Origin of the sequence: Citrobacter sp. CFNIH10 (assembly GCF_002934585.1) — a bacterium.
Lineage (GTDB): Bacteria > Pseudomonadota > Gammaproteobacteria > Enterobacterales > Enterobacteriaceae > Citrobacter_A > Citrobacter_A amalonaticus.
Window position 1 is genome coordinate 5,140,416 of the sequence record NZ_CP026216.1, and the last position, 23,031, is coordinate 5,163,446.

16 protein-coding genes, 1 tRNA gene, 3 rRNA genes and 1 other annotated feature (1 of these 21 cut by a window edge) are annotated in these 23,031 nt (G+C 52.6%); of the genes, 10 read left to right on the forward strand and 10 right to left on the reverse strand.

Translation table 11 applies throughout. The features are described 5' to 3' along the window. The first annotated feature begins 117 nt into the window (after window positions 1-117). Entirely contained in the window at window positions 118-1,452 is a 1,335-nt protein-coding gene (gene srmB / locus C2U53_RS29245) for an ATP-dependent RNA helicase SrmB (protein ID WP_044326604.1), read from the forward strand. Between the two features lie 44 nt (window positions 1,453-1,496). Here the strand turns inward: srmB and grcA are convergent, their stop codons facing one another. Next, window positions 1,497-1,880: an autonomous glycyl radical cofactor GrcA gene (grcA, locus tag C2U53_RS29250; protein WP_044253162.1), complete on the reverse strand. Its 384-nt coding sequence runs from the start codon at window positions 1,878-1,880 to the stop codon at window positions 1,497-1,499. Window positions 1,881-2,197: 317 nt separating this feature from the next. On the opposite strand from grcA, the gene ung reads away from it, so the two are divergent. Further along, entirely contained in the window at window positions 2,198-2,887 is a 690-nt protein-coding gene (gene ung / locus C2U53_RS29255) for a uracil-DNA glycosylase (protein WP_042999709.1), read from the forward strand. Window positions 2,888-2,920: 33 nt separating this feature from the next. Here the strand turns inward: ung and C2U53_RS29260 are convergent, their stop codons facing one another. Then, window positions 2,921-3,958, reverse strand: a complete 1,038-nt coding sequence (locus tag C2U53_RS29260) for a tRNA/rRNA methyltransferase (protein ID WP_104446842.1) — start codon at window positions 3,956-3,958, stop codon at window positions 2,921-2,923. Between the two features lie 206 nt (window positions 3,959-4,164). Here C2U53_RS29260 and trxC point away from each other — a divergent pair, with 206 nt between their 5' ends. The 5 genes from trxC (at window position 4,165) to C2U53_RS29285 (ending at window position 9,884) form a co-directional block, all read left to right on the forward strand. Continuing rightward, the gene (gene trxC, locus C2U53_RS29265) at window positions 4,165-4,584 is read left to right on the forward strand and encodes a thioredoxin TrxC (RefSeq protein WP_042999707.1); all 420 of its coding nucleotides are present in this window, start codon (window positions 4,165-4,167) and stop codon (window positions 4,582-4,584) included. A gap of 68 nt (window positions 4,585-4,652) precedes the next feature. Further along, window positions 4,653-5,351, forward strand: coding sequence for a tRNA-uridine aminocarboxypropyltransferase (gene tapT / locus C2U53_RS29270; RefSeq protein ID WP_042999706.1), 699 nt, complete (start codon window positions 4,653-4,655; stop codon window positions 5,349-5,351). 35 nt (window positions 5,352-5,386) lie between these two features. After that, on the forward strand, window positions 5,387-8,047 hold the full coding sequence (pat, locus tag C2U53_RS29275; RefSeq protein WP_104446843.1) for a protein lysine acetyltransferase: 2,661 nt from the start codon (window positions 5,387-5,389) through the stop codon (window positions 8,045-8,047). 113 nt (window positions 8,048-8,160) lie between these two features. Beyond that, the gene (pssA, locus tag C2U53_RS29280; protein ID WP_044253171.1) at window positions 8,161-9,516 is read left to right on the forward strand and encodes a CDP-diacylglycerol--serine O-phosphatidyltransferase; all 1,356 of its coding nucleotides are present in this window, start codon (window positions 8,161-8,163) and stop codon (window positions 9,514-9,516) included. A 41-nt stretch (window positions 9,517-9,557) separates the two neighbouring features. Next, window positions 9,558-9,884, forward strand: a complete 327-nt coding sequence (locus C2U53_RS29285) for a YfiM family lipoprotein (protein WP_072011114.1) — start codon at window positions 9,558-9,560, stop codon at window positions 9,882-9,884. Here C2U53_RS29285 and C2U53_RS29290 read toward each other — a convergent pair. From C2U53_RS29290 to rluD, 8 genes are all read right to left on the reverse strand, one after another. Further along, on the reverse strand, window positions 9,881-11,179 hold the full coding sequence (locus C2U53_RS29290) for an MFS transporter (protein WP_104446844.1): 1,299 nt from the start codon (window positions 11,177-11,179) through the stop codon (window positions 9,881-9,883). The two genes, C2U53_RS29285 and C2U53_RS29290, sit on opposite strands and share 4 nt — an antisense overlap. Window positions 11,180-11,504: 325 nt before the next feature. Next, window positions 11,505-11,620: ribosomal RNA gene (rrf, locus tag C2U53_RS29295) — 5S ribosomal RNA — on the reverse strand. Between the two features lie 94 nt (window positions 11,621-11,714). Continuing rightward, window positions 11,715-14,621 (reverse strand): 23S ribosomal RNA (locus C2U53_RS29300). Window positions 14,622-14,816: 195 nt separating this feature from the next. Continuing rightward, a tRNA-Glu gene (locus tag C2U53_RS29305) sits at window positions 14,817-14,892 on the reverse strand. An 86-nt stretch (window positions 14,893-14,978) separates the two neighbouring features. Beyond that, a 16S ribosomal RNA gene (locus C2U53_RS29310) occupies window positions 14,979-16,520 on the reverse strand. Together the 16S, 23S and 5S rRNA genes with 1 tRNA gene alongside form the textbook arrangement of a ribosomal RNA operon. Before the next feature lie 468 nt (window positions 16,521-16,988). Next, window positions 16,989-19,562 carry an ATP-dependent chaperone ClpB gene (gene clpB, locus C2U53_RS29315; RefSeq protein WP_044255236.1) on the reverse strand — a complete coding sequence of 858 codons (2,574 nt, stop codon included), beginning with the start codon at window positions 19,560-19,562 and terminating at the stop codon, window positions 16,989-16,991. 129 nt (window positions 19,563-19,691) lie between these two features. Further along, complete coding sequence (gene yfiH, locus C2U53_RS29320) at window positions 19,692-20,423, reverse strand: purine nucleoside phosphorylase YfiH (RefSeq protein ID WP_044328069.1); 732 nt, start codon at window positions 20,421-20,423, stop codon at window positions 19,692-19,694. After that, the gene (gene rluD, locus C2U53_RS29325; protein WP_104446845.1) at window positions 20,420-21,400 is read right to left on the reverse strand and encodes a 23S rRNA pseudouridine(1911/1915/1917) synthase RluD; all 981 of its coding nucleotides are present in this window, start codon (window positions 21,398-21,400) and stop codon (window positions 20,420-20,422) included. The genes yfiH and rluD overlap by 4 nt, the downstream gene beginning before the upstream one ends. Window positions 21,401-21,531: 131 nt before the next feature. On the opposite strand from rluD, the gene bamD reads away from it, so the two are divergent. The 3 genes from bamD (at window position 21,532) to pheL (ending at window position 23,029) form a co-directional block, all read left to right on the forward strand. Further along, window positions 21,532-22,269 (forward strand): outer membrane protein assembly factor BamD, encoded by a 738-nt coding sequence (bamD, locus tag C2U53_RS29335; RefSeq protein WP_044255229.1) that lies wholly within the window; start codon window positions 21,532-21,534, stop codon window positions 22,267-22,269. 270 nt (window positions 22,270-22,539) lie between these two features. Continuing rightward, complete coding sequence (gene raiA / locus C2U53_RS29340; RefSeq protein ID WP_003031244.1) at window positions 22,540-22,878, forward strand: ribosome-associated translation inhibitor RaiA; 339 nt, start codon at window positions 22,540-22,542, stop codon at window positions 22,876-22,878. 102 nt (window positions 22,879-22,980) lie between these two features. Further along, window positions 22,981-23,031 (forward strand) — a sequence feature (Phe leader region); it runs 74 nt beyond the window's last position. After that, window positions 22,982-23,029 carry a pheA operon leader peptide PheL gene (pheL, locus tag C2U53_RS29345; RefSeq protein WP_001386991.1) on the forward strand — a complete coding sequence of 16 codons (48 nt, stop codon included), beginning with the start codon at window positions 22,982-22,984 and terminating at the stop codon, window positions 23,027-23,029. It overlaps the preceding feature by 48 nt.

The following is a 23,031-nucleotide window of genomic DNA, read 5'->3' on the forward strand; positions in this document are numbered from 1 at the left end:
GCAGGAAAAACGGCAACAGCACCTGGTGAAAACAATACCTGAGAAGCGATATCCATACAAACAGATGAAGATTGCAGCCGTAACGTCTATAATCAGCGCCCCACACAGAGGTAGAACATGACTGTAACGACTTTTTCCGAACTTGAACTCGATGAAAGCCTGCTGGATGCCCTCCAGGAAAAAGGTTTCACTCGCCCGACCGCCATTCAGGCTGCCGCCATTCCGCCTGCACTCGAAGGCCGTGACGTACTCGGTTCTGCGCCGACAGGCACCGGTAAAACGGCGGCGTATTTGCTGCCAGCGTTGCAGCACCTGCTCGACTTCCCGCGTAAAAAATCCGGTCCGCCACGTATTTTGATCCTGACTCCGACTCGCGAACTGGCGATGCAGGTCGCCGATCATGCCCGTGAACTGGCCAAAAACACCCATCTGGATATCGCGACAATTACCGGCGGCGTAGCCTACATGAACCACGCCGAAGTGTTCAGCGAAAACCAGGATATCGTGGTCGCCACCACCGGGCGTCTGCTGCAGTATATTAAAGAAGAGAATTTTGACTGCCGCGCCGTCGAAACGCTGATCCTCGACGAAGCCGACCGAATGCTGGATATGGGCTTTGCCCAGGACATCGAGCACATCGCCGGGGAAACGCGCTGGCGCAAACAGACGATGCTGTTCTCCGCCACGCTGGAAGGCGATGCGATTAAAGATTTTGCCGAACGTCTGCTGGAAGAGCCAGTCGAAGTCTCCGCTACGCCATCCACCCGCGAACGTAAGAAGATCCACCAGTGGTATTACCGCGCGGATAACGTCGAACATAAATTCGAACTGCTGAAGCACCTGCTGAAGCAAGACGACGCCACCCGTACCATTGTGTTTGTCCGCAAGCGCGAGCGCGTGCACGAACTGGCTGAAAAGCTGCGTCTGGCGGGGATCAACAACTGCTATCTCGAAGGTGAGATGGCGCAGATCAAGCGTAACGAAGGCATTAAGCGTCTTACTGACGGTCGCGTTAACGTGCTGGTCGCCACCGATGTTGCCGCACGCGGGATCGATATTCCTGACGTCAGCCACGTGATTAACTTCGACATGCCGCGTAGCGGAGACACCTATCTGCACCGCATTGGCCGTACCGGCCGCGCCGGTCGCAAGGGCACCGCAATCTCGCTGGTCGAAGCGCACGATCACCTGCTGCTGCTGAAAATTGGTCGCTACATTGAAGAACCGCTGAAATCCAGGGTGATTGATGAGTTGCGCCCAACCTCACGCGCTCCGAGCGAAAAGATGACGGGCAAACCGTCGAAAAAAGCACTCGCGAAACGTGAAGAGAAGAAAAAAGAGAAAGACAAAGAGAAACCACGCGTGAAGAAACGCCATCGCGATACCAGGAACATTGGTAAACGTCGTAAGCCGAGTGCGGCAACGACGCCGCAGGAGTCAAATGAAGAGTAAAAAAACGCCGGGATTTCCCGGCGTTTTTATTTAAACGTTAAGCCTTACAGGCTTTCAGTAAAGGTACGAGCGATAACGTCGCGCTGCTGTTCCGGCGTCAGTGAGTTAAAGCGCACGGCATAACCCGAAACACGGATAGTCAGCTGCGGGTATTTTTCCGGATGCTTAACCGCATCTTCCAGCGTTTCACGACGCAAAACGTTAACGTTCAGGTGCTGGCCACCTTCCACACGAACTTCCGGTTTCACTTCCATCGGAATTTCGCGGTACTCAATTTCACCCAGTTTGCTGACCGCTACCACTTCATCTTCGGCAAAACCGGCTTTCGCTGCGATGCAACGCGCTTCGCCTTTTTCGCTGTCCAGCAGCCAGAAGGAATTCAGCAGATCGTCATTAGCGGCTTTAGTAATCTGGATACCTGTAATCATTGTGATGCCTCCCCGGCAAAGTATTTGATTAGGGTTGGCCGGCTCGCGGCCAATTGGTAAAACCATTGTTGCTTGAGTGTATATATACCCCCCTAACACCCTCGATTCATTGATTTAAATCAATAAAATCCACATGCAGAATAGGGAGATGAGATGATTTTATTGTTTTACATCAACTTACGCCATGTGAAGACATAAACTTTTTACACAAATTTTCAACTTTATTAAGTGCGTAGCGCACATCATCGCGGAGAGAATTTTGCGCCGTTGAAAGAAGCAGTTAAGCTATGACGATCGAGAATTCGCAGGAGAGCGAGATGGCCACTGAATTAACCTGGCACGATGTGCTGGCTGAAGAGAAACAGCAGCCCTACTTTATCAATACGCTGCATACCGTCGCCGGAGAGCGTCAGTCCGGGATCACGGTTTATCCGCCGCAAAAAGATGTGTTCAATGCGTTTCGCTTCACCGAGCTGGGTGATGTCAAGGTCGTGATCCTTGGACAGGATCCCTACCACGGTCCCGGGCAGGCGCATGGTCTGGCGTTTTCTGTCCGCCCCGGTATTGCTACGCCCCCTTCGCTGCTGAACATGTATAAGGAACTGGAGGGGTCGATCCCCGGTTTCACTCGTCCTGCCCACGGTTATCTGGAAAGCTGGGCGCATCAGGGCGTTCTGCTGCTTAATACGGTATTAACCGTGCGGGCGGGTCAGGCGCACTCTCATGCCAGTCTGGGATGGGAAACGTTCACCGATAAAGTGATCGGCCTGATTAATCAACATCGTGAAGGGGTGGTTTTTCTGCTCTGGGGCTCTCATGCGCAGAAGAAAGGCGCGATCATTGATCAAAAACGTCATCATGTCCTGAAAGCGCCTCATCCTTCACCGCTCTCGGCGCATCGTGGATTTTTTGGTTGTAACCATTTTGTGTTGGCGAATCAGTGGTTGGAACAACGCGGCGAGAAGCCGATTGACTGGATGCCCGTTTTACCGGCGGAGAGCGAATAAAAAAAATGCCAGCGAATCGCTGGCATTTTTCCATCAGGCTTTGTTCTGACGCCACCATTCGGCAAGCAGCACACCGGTTGCCACCGAGACGTTCAGGCTTTCAACATTCCCCGTACCGTCGATTTTAACGCACAGATCGCTGGCATCGCGCGCCGCATCCGGCAAACCGTCAACGTCCTGACCTAACACCAGGACGATTTTCTCTGGCAGTTCAGTTTTAAACAGCGGCTTACCGCGTTCACTGGACGTTGTCACCACGGTGTAACCCGCCTGACGGAAATCATCCAACACATCAACGATGCTGTCGCCGGTAATCGGCTGAACGTGTTCGGCACCGCCTTCTGCGGTACGAATCGCCGCACCGGACTCCAGCAGCGCCGCATCCTGCACCACTACGCCTTTCACACCGAAGTGCGCGCAGCTACGCATCATGCCACCGAGGTTGTGCGGGTTAGAAATAGCTTCCAGCGCTAACACACAGTCCTGCGCGCCCGCCTGGCTTACCCACTGTTTCACCGTCGTGCCGTTACGTTTTTTAATCAGGAAGCAGACACCGCCGTGATGTTCGGTACCTGAAGCTTTCGCCAGTTCCGCTTCATCAACCACATGGTACGCTTTGCGGTTTGCCGCCATCCAGCGTAATGCTTCTTTGAAGCGCGGCGTGACGCTCTGAATGAACCAGGCGCGGACAATCGCGTCCGGACGACTCTGGAACAGGGCCTGACAGGCATTTTCACCGTAAACGCGGGTCTCTTCTGCACGTTGACGACGTAAGACTTCAGGATCGATAAAGCTTTTACCGCTGATACCACCGTGATAGGCTTTTTCAGGCGTTTCATCACCCGGCGCGCGGGACACGGTCCGCCACGGTGAGTCTTCACGCTTGCGATCGCGGTTCTGAGGGGTTCTTTCATCGCGGGCGGGGCGACGGCCACCGTCGGCACGAGATTTTCCTGGACGCCCGCCACCTTTCCCGGTACGCGGGTTATGGGTACGTTTATCAGAATCATCATCACTGCGGACATACATCACTTTGACCTTGCCGCTTTTGTTTTTCAATTCATCGTTCATGCTTTTCTCCACCAGCGCTGCGCGAAGCGCGCAGATTACCCGATGTGCGCCAGGTTAGCCATTATTTCATTTAAAAGCTTATGACTATTGTACTCATTGAATAAAACAGATTGTCGTTTAAAACAGTCTCATCGATAATATGTAACATATTAGAAACATACCGGCGTCTCTGCCGTTCAATACCCCGACGCATCCAGAGGTTAGTTATGAATACCGTTTGTACCAGCTGCCAGGCCATCAACCGCATTCCCGACGATCGGGTTGAGGATGCGGCAAAATGCGGACGCTGTGGTCACGACCTGTTCGACGGGGAGGTGATCAATGCGACCGGTGAAACACTGGATAAACTGCTCAAAGACGATCTGCCCGTCGTAATCGATTTCTGGGCACCGTGGTGCGGCCCATGCCGTAACTTCGCCCCGATCTTTGAAGATGTTGCCGAAGAACGCAGCGGCAAAGTTCGCTTCGTGAAGATCAACACGGAAGCGGAACGAGAGCTCAGTGCACGCTTTGGTATCCGTAGTATTCCCACCATTATGATCTTCAAAAACGGTCAGGTTGTCGACATGCTGAACGGCGCGGTTCCCAAAGCGCCATTTGATAGTTGGCTGAACGAGTCACTGTAAACTCTGCGGGGCGCATCTTGTGCCCCGTTTTCACCTCTGCGACAATGACGTTTTTCAACGTATTCTCTATGACTGAAAACGCTGTTCTCACGCTTCGCGCTGAACGTCTGGCGCGCGCCACTCGCCCTTTTCTCGCCCGAGGCAATCGCATTCGTCGCTGCCAGCGCTGCTTGCTGCCGCTGAAACTTTGCCTGTGCGCGACGCTGTCGCCTTCTCAGGCAACGAGCCGTTTTTGTCTGGTGATGTTTGATACTGAACCGATGAAACCGAGCAATACCGGGCGTCTGATCGCCGATATTTTACCGGATACTGCCGCGTTTCAGTGGTCGCGGACAGAACCACCGCAGGCCTTGCTGGATCTGGTGAAAAACCCGACGTATCAGCCGATGGTAGTGTTCCCCGCCTCCTATGCCGATGCTGAACGTGTGGTGATTTCCACTCCACCGACAGGTAAGCCTCCGCTGTTTATTATGCTCGACGGCACCTGGCCGGAAGCGCGTAAGATGTTCCGTAAAAGCCCGTATCTCGACTCTCTCCCCGTGATCTCGGTGGATCTGTCGCGGTTGTCGGCCTATCACCTGCGTGAAGTCCATGCCGAAGGGCAGTATTGTACCGCTGAAGTCGCCATTGCGCTGTTGGATCTGGCCGGTGATACCGATGCAGCAAGCAGCCTCGGCGAGCACTTTACCCGTTTTAAAACGCGCTACCTCGCGGGAAAAACCCAACATCAGGGAAGCATCACAGCAGAATCAGCAGAAAGCGTTTAGAATCATTCGGTCACTTCTGTGTAAGGGAAACCGGTATGAGTCAGCGAGGACTGGAAGCACTTCTGCGACCAAAATCGATCGCGGTGATCGGGGCATCGATGAAGCCCAATCGGGCGGGATATCTGATGATGCGCAATCTGCTGGCAGGAGGATTTAACGGTCCCGTTTTGCCGGTAACCCCAGCCTGGAAAGCCGTTCTGGGCGTCCTGGCCTGGCCCGATATTGCCAGTCTGCCCTTCACCCCCGACCTTGCCGTGCTGTGTACCAATGCCAGCCGTAATCTGGCCTTGCTGGAAGCGCTTGGGGAAAAAGGCTGTAAAACCTGCATTATTCTCTCGGCCCCTGGCGCGCAACATGCAGAACTGCTGACCTGTGCGCAACGCTACAACATGCGTCTGCTCGGCCCTAACAGTCTTGGCCTGCTGGCACCCTGGCAGGGGTTGAATGCCAGCTTCTCGCCGGTCCCGATTAAGCGCGGCAAACTGGCCTTTATTTCTCAGTCCGCTGCGGTTTCCAATACCATTCTCGACTGGGCACAGCAGCGGGAAATGGGCTTTTCCTATTTCATTGCCCTCGGCGACAGCCTGGATATTGATGTCGATGAGCTGCTGGATTATCTGGCGCGTGACAGCAAAACCAGCGCTATTTTGCTTTATCTCGAACATCTCAGCGATGCCCGGCACTTTGTATCCGCCGCCCGTAGCGCCGCGCGCAACAAACCCATTCTGGTGATTAAGAGCGGTCGCAGCCCGGCAGCGCAGCGGTTATTGCATACCAGCGCCGGAATGGATCCGGCCTGGGATGCCGCCATTCAACGCGCCGGTCTGCTGCGCGTGAAAGATACCCATGAGCTCTTTTCCGCAGTGGAAACGCTCAGCCATATGCGTCCTCTGCGCGGTGACAGGCTGATGATCATCAGTAACGGTGCCGCGCCTGCGGCGCTGGCGCTTGATCAACTTTGGTCCCGCAACGGCAAGCTCGCCATGCTGAGTGAAGAGACCAGCCAGAAACTGCGCGATGCTCTGCCTGCCCATGTCGAGATCGCCAACCCGCTGGACCTGCGTGATGATGCCAGCATTGAACATTACACCCGAACGCTGGACATTCTGCTCGCCAGCCAGGACTTTGACGCACTGATGGTGATTCACTCCCCCAGTGCCGCCGCCCCCGCCACTGAGTGTGCACAAACGCTGATTGGAACCGTTAAGCACCACCCGCGTGGAAAATTTGTCTCGCTATTGACCAACTGGTGTGGCGAGTTTTCCTCTCAGGAAGCCCGTAGACTGTTCAGTGAAGCCGGACTCCCTACCTATCGTACTCCGGAAGGGACGATCACTGCGTTTATGCATATGGTCGAATACCGGCGCAACCAGAAACAGCTGCGTGAAACGCCGGCCCTGCCCAGCAATCTGACCTCCAACACGGCCCAGGCGCATGATCTGCTTCAGCAGGCGATTGCCGATGGAGCAACTTCACTCGATACCCATGAGGTTCAGCCGATCCTGCAGGCTTATGGCTTACATACGCTCCCGACCTGGATTGCCGGCGACAGCATCGAGGCCGTCCATATTGCAGAACAGATTGGCTACCCGGTCGCGCTGAAGCTGCGTTCACCGGACATCCCGCACAAATCTGAAGTTCAGGGCGTAATGCTCTACCTGCGTACGGCAAACGAAGTTCAACAGGCAGCCAATGCAATTATTGATCGTGTGAAAATGACCTGGCCCCAGGCGCGGATCCACGGTCTGCTGGTGCAAAGTATGGCGAACCGTGCGGGAGCGCAGGAACTGCGCGTGGTGGTTGAGCACGATCCCGTATTTGGCCCATTGATTATGTTGGGTGAAGGCGGCGTTGAGTGGCGGCCTGAAGAGCAGGCCGTGGTGGCATTACCGCCGCTAAACATGAATCTGGCGCGTTATTTAGTGATTCAGGCGATCAAGAATAAAAAGATCCGTGGCCGCAGTGCGCTGCGCCCGTTGGATGTCGCGGGGTTAAGTCAGTTGCTGGTTCAGGTCTCAAACCTGATTGTCGACTGCCCGGAGATCCAGCGTCTGGATATTCACCCGCTGCTGGCCTCCGCCGGTGAGTTTACCGCCCTGGATGTCACGCTGGATATCGCCCCATTCGAGGGCGATAACGAAAGTCGTCTTGCCATTCGCCCCTATCCGCATCAACTGGAAGAGTGGGTGGAGATGAAAAATGGCGAGCAATGTCTGTTCCGTCCTATCCTGCCAGAAGATGAACCCCAGCTTCAGCAGTTTATTTCCCAGGTCACCAAAGAAGATCTTTATTACCGCTATTTCAGCGAGATCAATGAATTTACTCATGAAGATTTAGCCAACATGACGCAAATCGACTACGATCGGGAAATGGCGTTTGTTGCGGTGAGGCGCGTAGAACGAACGGAAGAGATCCTGGGAGTGACGCGAGCGATCTCCGATCCGGATAATGTTGATGCGGAATTTGCCGTACTGGTTCGTTCCGATCTCAAAGGGTTAGGATTGGGTCGTCGATTGCTGGAAAAATTGATTACCTATACACGAGATCACGGACTGAGAAGGCTGAATGGTATTACGATGCCAAATAATCGTGGCATGGTCGCGCTGGCGCGTAAGCTTGGGTTTAGCGTGGATATCCAGCTCGAAGAGGGAATCGTCGGGCTGTCGCTGGATCTGGCTCCGCCCGAGGAATCGTGAGTAAGGTACTGGAAATGTTGACCACTTTAACGGGGACGGTGTTATCATTGCCCGCTTATGTCGTCTGCATAGCACAGAGGACCCTTCAATGAACAGAGAAGAAATGCACTGTGATGTTGTCAAAATTTAAGCGTAATAAACATCAACAACACCTTGCCCAACTACCTAAGATTTCTCAATCAGTTGATGATGTCGATTTCTTTTATGCTCCCGCCAGGTTCAGGGAGACCCTGCTGGAAAAGATAGCCAGCGCGAAGCAGCGCATTTGCATTATTGCCCTGTATCTGGAACAGGATGACGGTGGCAAAGGCATTCTTAGCGCGCTTTACGAGGCGAAACGGCAGCGTCCTGAGTTGGATGTTCGGGTACTCGTCGACTGGCATCGTGCGCAGCGTGGACGTATTGGCGCGGCAGCATCCAATACCAACGCCGACTGGTATTGCCGAATGGCGCATGAAAATCCGGGTGTCGATGTGCCGGTATACGGTGTGCCGATCAATACCCGCGAAGCCCTTGGCGTGCTGCACTTTAAAGGCTTTATCATTGATGATAGCGTCCTGTACAGCGGCGCCAGTCTTAACGATGTCTATCTGCATCAGCACGATAAATATCGCTATGACCGCTATCAGCTAATCCGCAACGCCAGAATGGCAGACATCATGTTCGAGTGGGTGACCCAGAACCTGATGAACGGTCGTGGCGTAAATCGTCTGGATAATACCCAGCGTCCGAAAAGCCCGGAGATTAAAAACGACATTCGTTTATACCGCCAGGAGCTTCGTGACGCGGCTTATCACTTCCAGGGCGATGCCGATAATGAACAGCTGTCCGTGACGCCATTGGTCGGTCTGGGGAAATCCAGCCTGCTGAACAAAACCATTTTCCACCTTATGCCCTGTGCGGAGCATAAGCTCACGATTTGCACCCCCTATTTCAACCTGCCAGCAATTCTTGTTCGCAACATCATTCAACTGCTGCGCGAAGGGAAGAAGGTTGAGATCATTGTGGGGGATAAAACCGCCAACGATTTTTATATCCCGGAAAATGAACCATTTAAGATAATTGGCGCATTGCCCTATCTCTATGAGATTAACCTGCGTCGTTTCCTGAGTCGTTTGCAGTATTACGTCAATACCGATCAACTGGTCGTTCGCTTGTGGAAAGATGACGACAATACCTACCATCTCAAAGGGATGTGGATCGATGACAAGTGGATGCTGCTGACCGGGAACAACCTCAACCCGCGCGCCTGGCGTCTGGATCTGGAAAATGCAATCCTGATCCACGATCCTAAGCAAGAGCTGGCTGCACAGCGCGAGAAAGAGCTGGCGCTAATTCGTACGCATACCACGGTCGTTAAACACTATCGTGACTTGCAGAGCATTGCCGATTACCCGGTAAAAGTTCGCAAACTGATCCGTCGATTACGTCGTATTCGAATCGACAGGCTGATAAGCCGTATTCTGTAAAAGTGAAACCCCGTCCTGAACGGGGTTTTTTCTATGGGGGCATGGTGCGCGTTATTTTTCTTCTGAGCGCCTTTATTCTGTCAGGCTGTAGCCATATGGCGCAGGATAGCTGGAGTGGGCAGGACAAAGCACAGCACTTTATTGCTTCCGCGATGCTCTCAGCCGCAGGTAATGAGTACGCGCAACATCAGGGAATCAGCCGCGATCACAGTGCGATGATAGGGTTTATGTTCTCGGTCAGTCTGGGGGCGTCAAAGGAGCTTTGGGATAGCCGCCCCGCAGGGAGCGGCTGGAGCTGGAAAGACTTTGCCTGGGATGTCGCCGGTGCAACGACCGGCTATACCCTCTGGCAAATGGCGCATCACTAGAGGCGCAGACCTTTCCCTTTGCGATGCAACGTCAACGAAACCAAAAATGCGACGATCGACATAACGGTGACATACCAGAAGAACGACGTCTCCATACCGACAGACTTCAGCGACAGCGCCACATATTCCGCCGAACCACCAAACAGAGCATTCGCCACGGCATAAGAAAGCCCCACTCCTAATGCGCGAACCTGTGCCGGGAACATTTCAGCTTTCAATATACCGCTGATCGAGGTGTAGAAACTGACGATCAGCAGCGCGCACATTACCAGACCAAATGCTGCATACGGCGAAGTCACATTCTGAAGCGCGGTCAAAATGGGGACAGTAAACAGGGTTGCCAGCGCGCCGAAACACAGCATGGAGGTACGTCGGCCAATTTTATCTGACAACGCACCAAACAGCGGCTGCACAAGCATATAAACAAATAGCGCCGCCGTCATAATGCCGCTTGCCACATTGGCATGCATACCTGCGGTGTTTACCAGATACTTTTGCATATAGGTAGTGAAGGTATAGAAGCACAGCGATCCCGCCGCGGTGAACCCGAGCACCATGATGAACGCTCTACGGTTACGCCTTAACCCTTTCAGCGAGCCCGCCTCTTTCAGCGCACGCGTTTCCTGCTTTGATGTTTCATCCAGTTGACGACGTAACCAGAGCGCCACAATCGCCAGTACTGCGCCTAATGCGAAAGGAATACGCCAGCCCCACTCTCTGAGGGCTGAATCTTCCATAGTCTGCTGTAAGACAACCACAACCAGCAGCGCCAACAGTTGACCACCGATAAGTGTGACGTACTGGAAAGAGGCGTAAAACCCCTTACGGCCCTCGACAGCAACTTCACTCATGTAGGTTGCGCTGGTGCCATACTCCCCACCAACAGATAATCCCTGGAACAAACGCGCCAGCAGTAACAGCGCCGGAGCCCAGGTTCCAATGGTTTCATAACCTGGCAGGCAAGCGATCACCAGCGATCCCAGACACATCATACAAACGGACAAAAGCATGGATTTTTTACGACCATGTTTATCGGCTATACGACCGAATAGCCAACCACCAATCGGACGCATTAAAAACCCGGCCGCAAAAACGCCTGCGGTTTGTAGTAGCTGCGTTGTCGTGTTTCCGGAAGGAAAGAAGATGTGGGCAAAATAGAGCGAGCAAAACGAGTAGACATAGAAATCAAACCATTCAACCAGATTTCCGGATGACGCGCCTACAATTGCCCATATGCGACGACGGGTATCACTATCAGTCAGTGACCCGTTCGCAGTTACACTGCTTTCAGTCATTAAAGTTGTACTCCTGCCAAAGATCCGGTTGCGTTTTCTGTCTTTTTTAGTAAAAGAAATGTTATATAATTGTTATATATTATTGTGTGACAGCGATCGCGGTTTTAATTAGCAGGGAAAGAATTTAGGAGTAAGCGCAGGGATCAGTTGATGAGATTCATCGTGACGGCGCGCGCAGAGGTTCGACTATTCTGGACGGTCGTGTCCGTTAACCACGGAGCCTCGCCCTGACAGCAGGCCGGATAAGGCAAAGCCACACTCCAAATTTGCAGCGCAGAAACGCAAAAAAGCCCATCCGTCAGGATGGGCTCTTCACTTAATTGATGCCTGGCAGTTCCCTACTCTCGCATGGGGAGACCCCACACTACCATCGGCGCTACGGCGTTTCACTTCTGAGTTCGGCATGGGGTCAGGTGGGACCACCGCGCTACAGCCGCCAGGCAAATTCTGTTTATTAACCCGCCTTTCGCCGGTTAATCTAATCTGTAATCAGGCTGAAAATTTTCTCAATCCGCCAAAACAGCTTCGGCGTTGTAAGGTTAAGCCTCACGGTTCATTAGTACCGGTTAGCTCAACGCATCGCTGCGCTTACACACCCGGCCTATCAACGTCGTCGTCTTCAACGTTCCTTCAGGACCCTTAAAGGGTCAGGGAGAACTCATCTCGGGGCAAGTTTCGTGCTTAGATGCTTTCAGCACTTATCTCTTCCGCATTTAGCTACCGGGCAGTGCCATTGGCATGACAACCCGAACACCAGTGATGCGTCCACTCCGGTCCTCTCGTACTAGGAGCAGCCCCCCTCAATTCTCCAGCGCCCACGGCAGATAGGGACCGAACTGTCTCACGACGTTCTAAACCCAGCTCGCGTACCACTTTAAATGGCGAACAGCCATACCCTTGGGACCTACTTCAGCCCCAGGATGTGATGAGCCGACATCGAGGTGCCAAACACCGCCGTCGATATGAACTCTTGGGCGGTATCAGCCTGTTATCCCCGGAGTACCTTTTATCCGTTGAGCGATGGCCCTTCCATTCAGAACCACCGGATCACTAAGACCTGCTTTCGCACCTGCTCGCGCCGTCACGCTCGCAGTCAAGCTAGCTTATGCCTTTGCACTAACCTCCTGATGTCCGACCAGGATTAGCTAACCTTCGTGCTCCTCCGTTACTCTTTAGGAGGAGACCGCCCCAGTCAAACTACCCACCAGACACTGTCCGCAACCCGGATTACGGGCCCACGTTAGAACACCAGCCATTAAAGGGTGGTATTTCAAGGGCGGCTCCACACGAACTGGCGTCCGCGCTTCAAAGCCTCCCACCTATCCTACACATCAAGGACCAGTGTTCAGTGTCAAGCTATAGTAAAGGTTCACGGGGTCTTTCCGTCTTGCCGCGGGTACACTGCATCTTCACAGCGAGTTCAATTTCACTGAGTCTCGGGTGGAGACAGCCTGGCCATCATTACGCCATTCGTGCAGGTCGGAACTTACCCGACAAGGAATTTCGCTACCTTAGGACCGTTATAGTTACGGCCGCCGTTTACCGGGGCTTCGATCAAGAGCTTCTCCTTACGGATAACCCCATCAATTAACCTTCCGGCACCGGGCAGGCGTCACACCGTATACGTCCACTTTCGTGTTTGCACAGTGCTGTGTTTTTAATAAACAGTTGCAGCCAGCTGGTATCTTCGACTGATTTCAGCTCCACGAGTAAATCGCTTCACCTACATATCAGCGTGCCTTCTCCCGAAGTTACGGCACCATTTTGCCTAGTTCCTTCACCCGAGTTCTCTCAAGCGCCTTGGTATTCTCTACCTGACCACCTGTGTCGGTTTGGGGTACGATCTGATGTTACCTGATGCTTAGAGGCTTTTCCTGGAAGCAGGGCATTTGTTGCTTCAGCACCGTAGTGCCTCGTCATCACGCCTCAGTGTTAAAGTGAACCGGATTTACCTGGAACACACACCTACACGCTTAAACCGGGACAACCGTCGCCCGGCCAACATAGCCTTCTCCGTCCCCCCTTCGCAGTAACACCTGGTACAGGAATATTAACCTGTTTCCCATCGACTACGCCTTTCGGCCTCGCCTTAGGGGTCGACTCACCCTGCCCCGATTAACGTTGGACAGGAACCCTTGGTCTTCCGGCGAGCGGGCTTTTCACCCGCTTTATCGTTACTTATGTCAGCATTCGCACTTCTGATACCTCCAGCATGCCTCACAGCACACCTTCACAGGCTTACAGAACGCTCCCCTACCCAACAACACTTAGTGTCGCTGCCGCAGCTTCGGTGCATGGTTTAGCCCCGTTACATCTTCCGCGCAGGCCGACTCGACCAGTGAGCTATTACGCTTTCTTTAAATGATGGCTGCTTCTAAGCCAACATCCTGGCTGTCTGAGCCTTCCCACATCGTTTCCCACTTAACCATGACTTTGGGACCTTAGCTGGCGGTCTGGGTTGTTTCCCTCTTCACGACGGACGTTAGCACCCGCCGTGTGTCTCCCGTGATAACATTCTCCGGTATTCGCAGTTTGCATCGGGTTGGTAAGCCGGGATGGCCCCCTAGCCGAAACAGTGCTCTACCCCCGGAGATGAATTCACGAGGCGCTACCTAAATAGCTTTCGGGGAGAACCAGCTATCTCCCGGTTTGATTGGCCTTTCACCCCCAGCCACAAGTCATCCGCTAATTTTTCAACATTAGTCGGTTCGGTCCTCCAGTTAGTGTTACCCAACCTTCAACCTGCCCATGGCTAGATCACCGGGTTTCGGGTCTATACCCTGCAACTTAACGCCCAGTTAAGACTCGGTTTCCCTTCGGCTCCCCTATTCGGTTAACCTTGCTACAGAATATAAGTCGCTGACCCATTATACAAAAGGTACGCAGTCACCCCATTAAAGAGGCTCCCACTGCTTGTACGTACACGGTTTCAGGTTCTTTTTCACTCCCCTCACCGGGGTTCTTTTCGCCTTTCCCTCACGGTACTGGTTCACTATCGGTCAGTCAGGAGTATTTAGCCTTGGAGGATGGTCCCCCCATATTCAGACAGGATACCACGTGTCCCGCCCTACTCATCGAGCTCACAGCACATGCAATTTTGTGTACGGGGCTGTCACCCTGTATCGCCGGCCTTTCCAGACCGTTCCACTACCACACATGCTGATTCAGGCTCTGGGCTGCTCCCCGTTCGCTCGCCGCTACTGGGGGAATCTCGGTTGATTTCTTTTCCTCGGGGTACTTAGATGTTTCAGTTCCCCCGGTTCGCCTCGTTAACCTATGGATTCAGTTAACGATAGTGCAACGAATTGCACTGGGTTTCCCCATTCGGACATCGCCGGTTATAACGGTTCATATCACCTTACCGACGCTTTTCGCAGATTAGCACGTCCTTCATCGCCTCTGACTGCCAGGGCATCCACCGTGTACGCTTAGTCGCTTAACCTCACAACCCGAAGATGTTTCTTTCGATTCATCATCGTGTTGCGAAAATTTGAGAGACTCGAACACACATAACATGTGTGTCGTTTCAATTTTCAGCTTGATCCAGATTTTTAAAGAGCAAATATCTCAAACATGACTCGCTGAGTCAGTTTTGAGATACAAAGGTCGGCGACTTTCACTCACACAAACCAGCAAGTGGCGTCCCCTAGGGGATTCGAACCCCTGTTACCGCCGTGAAAGGGCGGTGTCCTGGGCCTCTAGACGAAGGGGACACTGAAGTCTGCTTCGGCAAGACGCCTTGCTTTTTACTTTTCATCAGACAATCTGTGTGGGCACTACAAAGGCAGGTTCTTTAAGGTAAGGAGGTGATCCAACCGCAGGTTCCCCTACGGTTACCTTGTTACGACTTCACCCCAGTCATGAATCACAAAGTGGTAAGCGCCCTCCCGAAGGTTAAGCTACCTACTTCTTTTGCAACCCACTCCCATGGTGTGACGGGCGGTGTGTACAAGGCCCGGGAACGTATTCACCGTGGCATTCTGATCCACGATTACTAGCGATTCCGACTTCATGGAGTCGAGTTGCAGACTCCAATCCGGACTACGACATACTTTATGAGGTCCGCTTGCTCTCGCGAGGTCGCTTCTCTTTGTATATGCCATTGTAGCACGTGTGTAGCCCTGGTCGTAAGGGCCATGATGACTTGACGTCATCCCCACCTTCCTCCAGTTTATCACTGGCAGTCTCCTTTGAGTTCCCGGCCGGACCGCTGGCAACAAAGGATAAGGGTTGCGCTCGTTGCGGGACTTAACCCAACATTTCACAACACGAGCTGACGACAGCCATGCAGCACCTGTCTCACAGTTCCCGAAGGCACCAAGGCATCTCTGCCAAGTTCTGTGGATGTCAAGACCAGGTAAGGTTCTTCGCGTTGCATCGAATTAAACCACATGCTCCACCGCTTGTGCGGGCCCCCGTCAATTCATTTGAGTTTTAACCTTGCGGCCGTACTCCCCAGGCGGTCTATTTAACGCGTTAGCTCCGGAAGCCACACCTCAAGGGCACAACCTCCAAATAGACATCGTTTACGGCGTGGACTACCAGGGTATCTAATCCTGTTTGCTCCCCACGCTTTCGCACCTGAGCGTCAGTCTTCGTCCAGGGGGCCGCCTTCGCCACCGGTATTCCTCCAGATCTCTACGCATTTCACCGCTACACCTGGAATTCTACCCCCCTCTACGAGACTCAAGCCTGCCAGTTTCGAATGCAGTTCCCAGGTTGAGCCCGGGGATTTCACATCCGACTTGACAGACCGCCTGCGTGCGCTTTACGCCCAGTAATTCCGATTAACGCTTGCACCCTCCGTATTACCGCGGCTGCTGGCACGGAGTTAGCCGGTGCTTCTTCTGCGGGTAACGTCAATGGCTAAGGTTATTAACCTTAACCCCTTCCTCCCCGCTGAAAGTACTTTACAACCCGAAGGCCTTCTTCATACACGCGGCATGGCTGCATCAGGCTTGCGCCCATTGTGCAATATTCCCCACTGCTGCCTCCCGTAGGAGTCTGGACCGTGTCTCAGTTCCAGTGTGGCTGGTCATCCTCTCAGACCAGCTAGGGATCGTCGCCTTGGTGAGCCGTTACCTCACCAACAAGCTAATCCCATCTGGGCACATCCGATGGCAAGAGGCCCTAAGGTCCCCCTCTTTGGTCTTGCGACATTATGCGGTATTAGCTACCGTTTCCAGTAGTTATCCCCCTCCATCGGGCAGTTTCCCAGACATTACTCACCCGTCCGCCACTCGTCAGCAAAGCAGCAAGCTGCTTCCTGTTACCGTTCGACTTGCATGTGTTAGGCCTGCCGCCAGCGTTCAATCTGAGCCATGATCAAACTCTTCAATTTAAGTTTGATGCTCCTAGAATTAAACGTCGTAATGAATTACGTGTTCACTCTTTGAGACTTGGTATTCATTTTTCGTCTTGCGACGTTAAGAATCCATGTCACTCTGAGTGCCCACACAGATTGTCTGATAAATTGTTAAAGAGCAGTTGCGACGCGCTTTAGCGCTCTGTCGCGAGGTCACGTATATTACGTTTTCCTCATTCAGAGTCAAGCATTTATTTCGCTTTTCTCTGTCGGTGTTCATCACTGGTTTTCACCGGAGAACCCTGCTGACCCGGCGGCTTGTGTGCCGTTGTTCCGTGTCAGTGGAGGCGCATTATAGGGAGTTATTTCGGGCTGACAAGTCAAAAATACAAAAAACTTATCGACTGCTCACTTTCCAGGCAAACCACTCTATAAACCATCATTTTAGCCTGTTTTTTAAACAAAAATGGGCTCCGAAGAGCCCATTAATTATTTCATCAAGAATTACTGTACTGCGACAATCCGATCGTCGTTTACCTCAAGACGAATCGTTTTGCCTGGAATTAACTCTCCAGACAGGATTTGCTGCGCCAGCGGGTTTTCGATCTGCTGCTGGATTGCACGTTTCAACGGACGCGCCCCATACACCGGATCATAACCATTTGCGCTCAGCAGTTTCAGCGCTTCATCAGAGATGTGGATTTCATAGCCACGCTCTTCCAGACGTTTGTACAGACGCTGCAGTTGGATCTGCGCAATAGACGCGATGTGTTGTTCACCCAACGGATGGAATACCACAACCTCATCTATACGGTTGATGAATTCCGGGCGGAAGTTGTGACTCACCACACCTAACACCAGATCTTTCATATGGCTGTAGTCGAGATCGCCAAAGCGTTCCTGAATCAAATCGGAACCCAGGTTAGAGGTCATAATGACCACCGTATTACGGAAGTCGACCGTTCTCCCCTGTCCATCGGTCAGACGACCATCATCCAGTACCTGCAGAAGAATGTTGAACACATCAGGATGCGCTTTCTCAACTTCATCAAGCAGAATAACGGAATAAGGACGACGACGAACCGCTTCTGTCAGGTAGCCACCCTCTTCATAACCGACATATCCCGGAGGCGCACCCACCAGACGTGATACGGAGTGTTTCTCCATAAACTCGGACATGTCGATCCGCACCATCGCATCATCACTGTCAAACATAAAGTTTGCCAGCGCCTTACACAGCTCGGTTTTACCGACCCCGGTTGGGCCGAGGAACAGGAACGAGCCAATCGGGCGGTTTGGATCGGCAAGACCGGCACGGCTACGACGAATCGCATTCGATACGGCTTCGACCGCTTCATTCTGACCGATCACACGGCTATGTAACTCTTGCTCCATACGCAACAGTTTTTCGCGCTCGCCTTCCAGCATTCTCGCGACCGGAATACCGGTCCAGCGCGCCAGCACTTCGGCAATTTCCGCATCCGTCACTTTATTACGCAACAGACGCATGGTTTTACCTTCTGACTGCGTCGCGGCTTCCAGCTGTTTTTCCAGCTCAGGAATTTTACCGTATTGCAGTTCTGACATCCGCGCCAGATCGCCAACACGACGCGCCTGTTCAATAGCAATCTTCGCCTGTTCCAGCTCGGCTTTGATCGTTTGTGTTCCGGAGAGCGACGCTTTTTCCGCTTTCCACTCTTCTTCTAATTCAGAGTACTGACGCTCTTTATCATCCAGCTCTTCGTTAAGCATATCGAGGCGTTTTTTACTCGCCTCATCAGACTCTTTCATTAATGCCTGCTGCTCCAGCTTGAGCTGGATAATGCGGCGGTCGAGTCTGTCCAGTTCTTCCGGCTTAGAGTCAATCTGCATACGGATGCTGGATGCCGCTTCATCGATCAGGTCGATGGCTTTATCCGGCAACTGGCGATCGGCAATGTAACGATGAGACAGCGTGGCGGCCGCGACGATTGCCGGGTCAGTAATCTGCACATGGTGATGCAGTTCATAACGTTCTTTCAGACCACGCAGTATCGCAATGGTATCTTCCACTGACGGCTCAGCCACGAACACTTTCTGGAAACGACGTTCCAGCGCCGCATCTTTTTCGATGTACTGCCGATACTCGTCGAGCGTAGTCGCCCCTACGCAGTGCAGTTCCCCACGCGCCAGCGCCGGTTTCAGCATGTTCCCGGCATCCATTGCGCCATCCGCTTTACCTGCGCCCACCATGGTGTGCAATTCGTCGATAAACAGGATGACATTCCCTTCCTGTTTGGCAAGATCGTTGAGTACGCCTTTTAAGCGTTCTTCAAATTCACCGCGGTATTTTGCCCCTGCCACCAGCGCGCCCATATCCAGCGCCAGTACGCGACGGCCTTTTAACCCTTCAGGGACTTCACCATTAATGATTCGCTGTGCCAGTCCTTCAACAATCGCCGTTTTACCGACACCAGGCTCACCGATTAACACCGGGTTGTTTTTTGTACGACGCTGCAGAACCTGAATGGTCCGGCGGATCTCTTCATCACGGCCGATAACCGGGTCAAGTTTGCCCTGCTCGGCACGCTCAGTCAGATCGACAGTGTATTTTTTCAAGGCCTGACGTTGGTCTTCAGCCCCCTGGTCGTTCACGCTTTCACCTCCACGCATTTGTTCAATTGCCTGAGTAATATTCGCGGTCGTTGCGCCAGCCGATTTCAGTAAATCGGGCAGTGTGCCACGCGACTCAAGCGCCGCCAGAACGAACAGTTCTGACGAAATAAAGTTGTCCCCTCGCTTTTGCGCCAGCTTGTCGCAAAGATTCAGAACACGCATCAGATCCTGAGAGGGCTGGACGTCGCCGCCAGTGCCTTCCACCTGCGGTAAACGACTCAGCGCCTGATCGATGGCGGTGCGTAACTGTCCGGCATTAATACCGGCAGAGGTTAATAAAGGACGTACCGATCCCCCTTCCTGATTCAGCAAGGCGCTCATTAAATGAAGAGGTTCGATGAATTGGTTGTCGTGCCCCAGTGCGAGCGACTGGGCATCGGCAAGAGCAAGCTGGAATTTGTTAGTAAGACGATCCAGACGCATAACTCCTCCCATAACAGGTCAAATTTGCTACTGGAGATTAAATGAGGTCATCCCTCAATTATTCAAGGTTATTGACCTGAATTATGTGAAAAGAAAATTACACGTACCGGATCGTCTTGATTCTTTAGGTTATATCAGCCAAATAAAACTTGCCATACGCCCCGTGGTCTTGTCGCGACGATAAGAGAAGAAAGTCTCATTTTCACTAAAAGTACAGCGGTCGCCGCCATAAATTTGCTCAACGCCGACATTTGCCAGGCGCTGACGGGCAAGCTGATAAATATTCGCCAGATATTTTTCGCCGTGAGGCTCAAAGGCTTCATGCGCATTAGCCTCTTTGGCGATAAACGCCTCGTGCACCTCAGGTCCGACTTCGAACGCTGCAGGACCAATCGCCGGGCCTAACCAGGCAAGAATATTTTCAGGCTTATCAGCAAAGCAGGCCACCGTCTCTTCCAGTACACCTTCACATAATCCACGCCAGCCCGCATGGGCTGCCGCCACCTCCGTTCCTGCCCGATTACAAAAGAGTACGGGCAGACAGTCTGCCGTCATTACCGCACAAACGGTACCCGGCGTATTACTGTATGACGCATCCGCCCGTTTAGAGGCGTAAGGCTCGCCGGTCAGCTTCAGGACGTCTTTTCCATGCACCTGTTCCAGCCAGACCGGTTTTGAAGGCAGATTGCCCGCAGCAAACAGGCGTCTGCGGTTCTCTTCGACATGCTCCGGGTTATCGCCACAGTGGGCGCCCAGGTTTAAGGCATCATACGGCGGCAAACTCACACCACCGGTACGGGTCGAACTGCAGGCCGCCACACCGTTCGGCAGAGGCCACTGCGGGACAATAAGCTCACTCATAGCCAGGCCACGTCATCCTTATGTTCTTCGAAATCCGCACGCATCGCCTCAATCAGTTCCACCATATCCTGTGGGATCGGCGCATGCCATTCCATTTCGATACCGGAAATCGGGTGATACAGACGCAGCATGGTGGCATGTAGCGCTTGACGGTCGAATTTACGCAATGTCGAGATAAATGCCTCCGACGCGCCTTTCGGCGGACGCGGACGGCCACCGTATACCTGATCGCCCACCAGCGGATGGGTAATATGCGCCATATGCACGCGGATCTGGTGCGTACGTCCGGTCTCCAGACGCAAGCGCAGACGCGTGTGCACACGGAAGTGTTCCATGATGCGATAGTGCGTGACCGCTGGTTTACCCATCGGATGCACCGCCATATGAGTACGCTTCGTCGGGTGACGGCTGATAGGTTCTTCCACCGTGCCGCCAGCCGTCATATGACCGATCGCTACCGCTTCGTATTCACGGGTAATCTCACGCAGTTGCAGCGCTTCCACCAGCCGCGTTTGCGCCGGAACGGTTTTCGCAACCACCATCAGCCCGGTGGTGTCTTTATCCAGGCGATGGACAATACCTGCGCGTGGAACATCAGCAATTGGCGGATAATAATGCAGTAATGCATTCAGAACCGTGCCGTCCGGGTTGCCCGCGCCAGGATGAACAACCAGATCGCGTGGCTTGTTGATAACAATGATGTCATCATCTTCATAAACGATATCCAGTGGGATATCCTGAGGCTCGAAGCGGATTTCTTCATCGATTTCAGCATCGATGGCTACCCGTTCTCCGCCTAACACTTTTTCTTTTGGTTTGTCGCAAAGTTTACCGTTGACCAGCACGCGCCGTTCAAGAATCCAATCTTTTATGCGCGATCGCGAATAATCAGGGAACATTTCGGCCAAAGCTTGATCTAAGCGTTGACCGAGTTGATTTTCGGATACCGTTGCGGTGAGTTGTACTCGTTGTGCCATATACAGCTTCTTCGTTTAACGTTGGGTTTTACGGCTTTGCCGTTTAATATAGTGTGCTATTGTAGCTGGTCTTAACCGGGAGCAGGAACAGAGAATCTCCCGTAAAACATTTTGAGGAAAGTCAAAACGTCATGACGCGCATGAAATATCTGGTGGCAGCAGCCACGTTGAGCCTGTTTTTGGCGGGTTGCTCTGGTTCAAAGGAAGAGGTGCCCGATAATCCGCCTAATGAAATCTACGCGACTGCTCAGCAAAAGCTGCAGGACGGTAACTGGAAACAGGCAATAACGCAATTGGAAGCGTTGGATAACCGCTATCCATTTGGTCCTTATTCTCAGCAGGTGCAGTTAGATCTCATCTACGCCTACTACAAAAACGCCGATCTGCCGCTTGCTCAGGCTGCCATCGATCGCTTTATCCGCCTGAATCCAACTCATCCTAACATTGATTATGTCATGTATATGCGTGGCCTGACCAATATGGCGTTAGATGACAGCGCGTTACAAGGGTTCTTTGGTGTTGATCGTAGCGACCGTGACCCTCAGCATGCGCGAGCTGCGTTCAATGACTTTTCGAAACTGGTTCGCGGTTATCCGAACAGCCAGTACACCACCGACGCCACCAAACGTCTGGTGTTCCTGAAAGATCGTCTGGCGAAATATGAGTACTCCGTTGCGGATTATTACACTCAGCGCGGTGCATGGGTTGCCGTGGTTAACCGTGTAGAAGGTATGCTGCGCGATTTCCCGGATACGCAGGCAACGCGTGATGCCCTGCCGTTGATGGAAAATGCCTATCGCGAAATGCAGATGACGGCGCAGGCTGACAAAGTGGCGAAGATTATCGCCGCTAACAGCAGCAACACCTGATCGATTTTCAGATGCAAAAACGGCAGCGCTGAGCTGCCGTTTTTTTATCCGTTTCGCGTCGTGGCGCTGATGACTTTTGCGTGACGCAACTCATCAAATATGGCCTGCTTTCTGGCTTTCCTCAAGTTAAAAATCACCTCTTCCTGCGATAACTCACAAAAAGGTACCCTTGACAAAAAGTGACAAAATAATGTGATTTAAATCACACATTTTGACATTAGGAACGGTATGCTGGAATCACCAAGACGGGAAAGACAAGAGGTAAAATTTATGACAATGAACATTACCAGTAAACAAATGGAAATTACTCCGGCAATTCGCCAACATGTCGCAGACCGTCTCGCCAAACTTGAAAAATGGCAAACCCATCTCATTAATCCACATATCATTCTGTCCAAGGAGCCACAGGGTTTCATTGCTGATGCCACCATCAATACACCGAACGGACATCTGGTCGCCAGCGCAAAACACGAAGATATGTATACCGCTATTAACGATTTGATCAACAAGCTGGAACGGCAGCTCAATAAAGTGCAGCACAAAGGCGAAGCCCGTCGTGCAACAACTTCAGTAAAAGACGCCAACTTCGTCGAAGCAGAAGAAGAGTAGTCCCTTACATTGAGTGTATCGCCAACGCGCCTTCGGGCGCGTTTTTTGTTGACAGGGTGAAAACAGTACGGGTACTTTACTGACATCACTTAAGGAAACTGATATGAAACACACTCCGTTCTTCTTCGCATTCTTTTTTACCTTCCCCTGAAT

What these genes read in the sequence shown, in the direction of transcription:
- rluD (WP_104446845.1), bottom strand. Translation starts at nt 21,400, where the DNA reads ATGGCACAACGAGTACAACTCACCGCAACGGTATCCGAAAATCAACTC.
- C2U53_RS29260 (WP_104446842.1), bottom strand. Translation starts at nt 3,958, where the DNA reads ATGAACGATGAATTGAAAAACAAAAGCGGCAAGGTCAAAGTGATGTAT.
- tapT (WP_042999706.1), top strand. Translation starts at nt 4,653, where the DNA reads ATGACTGAAAACGCTGTTCTCACGCTTCGCGCTGAACGTCTGGCGCGC.
- pat (WP_104446843.1), top strand. Translation starts at nt 5,387, where the DNA reads ATGAGTCAGCGAGGACTGGAAGCACTTCTGCGACCAAAATCGATCGCG.
- clpB (WP_044255236.1), bottom strand. Translation starts at nt 19,562, where the DNA reads ATGCGTCTGGATCGTCTTACTAACAAATTCCAGCTTGCTCTTGCCGAT.
- C2U53_RS29290 (WP_104446844.1), bottom strand. Translation starts at nt 11,179, where the DNA reads ATGACTGAAAGCAGTGTAACTGCGAACGGGTCACTGACTGATAGTGAT.
- pssA (WP_044253171.1), top strand. Translation starts at nt 8,161, where the DNA reads ATGTTGTCAAAATTTAAGCGTAATAAACATCAACAACACCTTGCCCAA.
- srmB (WP_044326604.1), top strand. Translation starts at nt 118, where the DNA reads ATGACTGTAACGACTTTTTCCGAACTTGAACTCGATGAAAGCCTGCTG.
- C2U53_RS29285 (WP_072011114.1), top strand. Translation starts at nt 9,558, where the DNA reads ATGGTGCGCGTTATTTTTCTTCTGAGCGCCTTTATTCTGTCAGGCTGT.
- bamD (WP_044255229.1), top strand. Translation starts at nt 21,532, where the DNA reads ATGACGCGCATGAAATATCTGGTGGCAGCAGCCACGTTGAGCCTGTTT.
- yfiH (WP_044328069.1), bottom strand. Translation starts at nt 20,423, where the DNA reads ATGAGTGAGCTTATTGTCCCGCAGTGGCCTCTGCCGAACGGTGTGGCG.
- ung (WP_042999709.1), top strand. Translation starts at nt 2,198, where the DNA reads ATGGCCACTGAATTAACCTGGCACGATGTGCTGGCTGAAGAGAAACAG.
- trxC (WP_042999707.1), top strand. Translation starts at nt 4,165, where the DNA reads ATGAATACCGTTTGTACCAGCTGCCAGGCCATCAACCGCATTCCCGAC.
- grcA (WP_044253162.1), bottom strand. Translation starts at nt 1,880, where the DNA reads ATGATTACAGGTATCCAGATTACTAAAGCCGCTAATGACGATCTGCTG.
- raiA (WP_003031244.1), top strand. Translation starts at nt 22,540, where the DNA reads ATGACAATGAACATTACCAGTAAACAAATGGAAATTACTCCGGCAATT.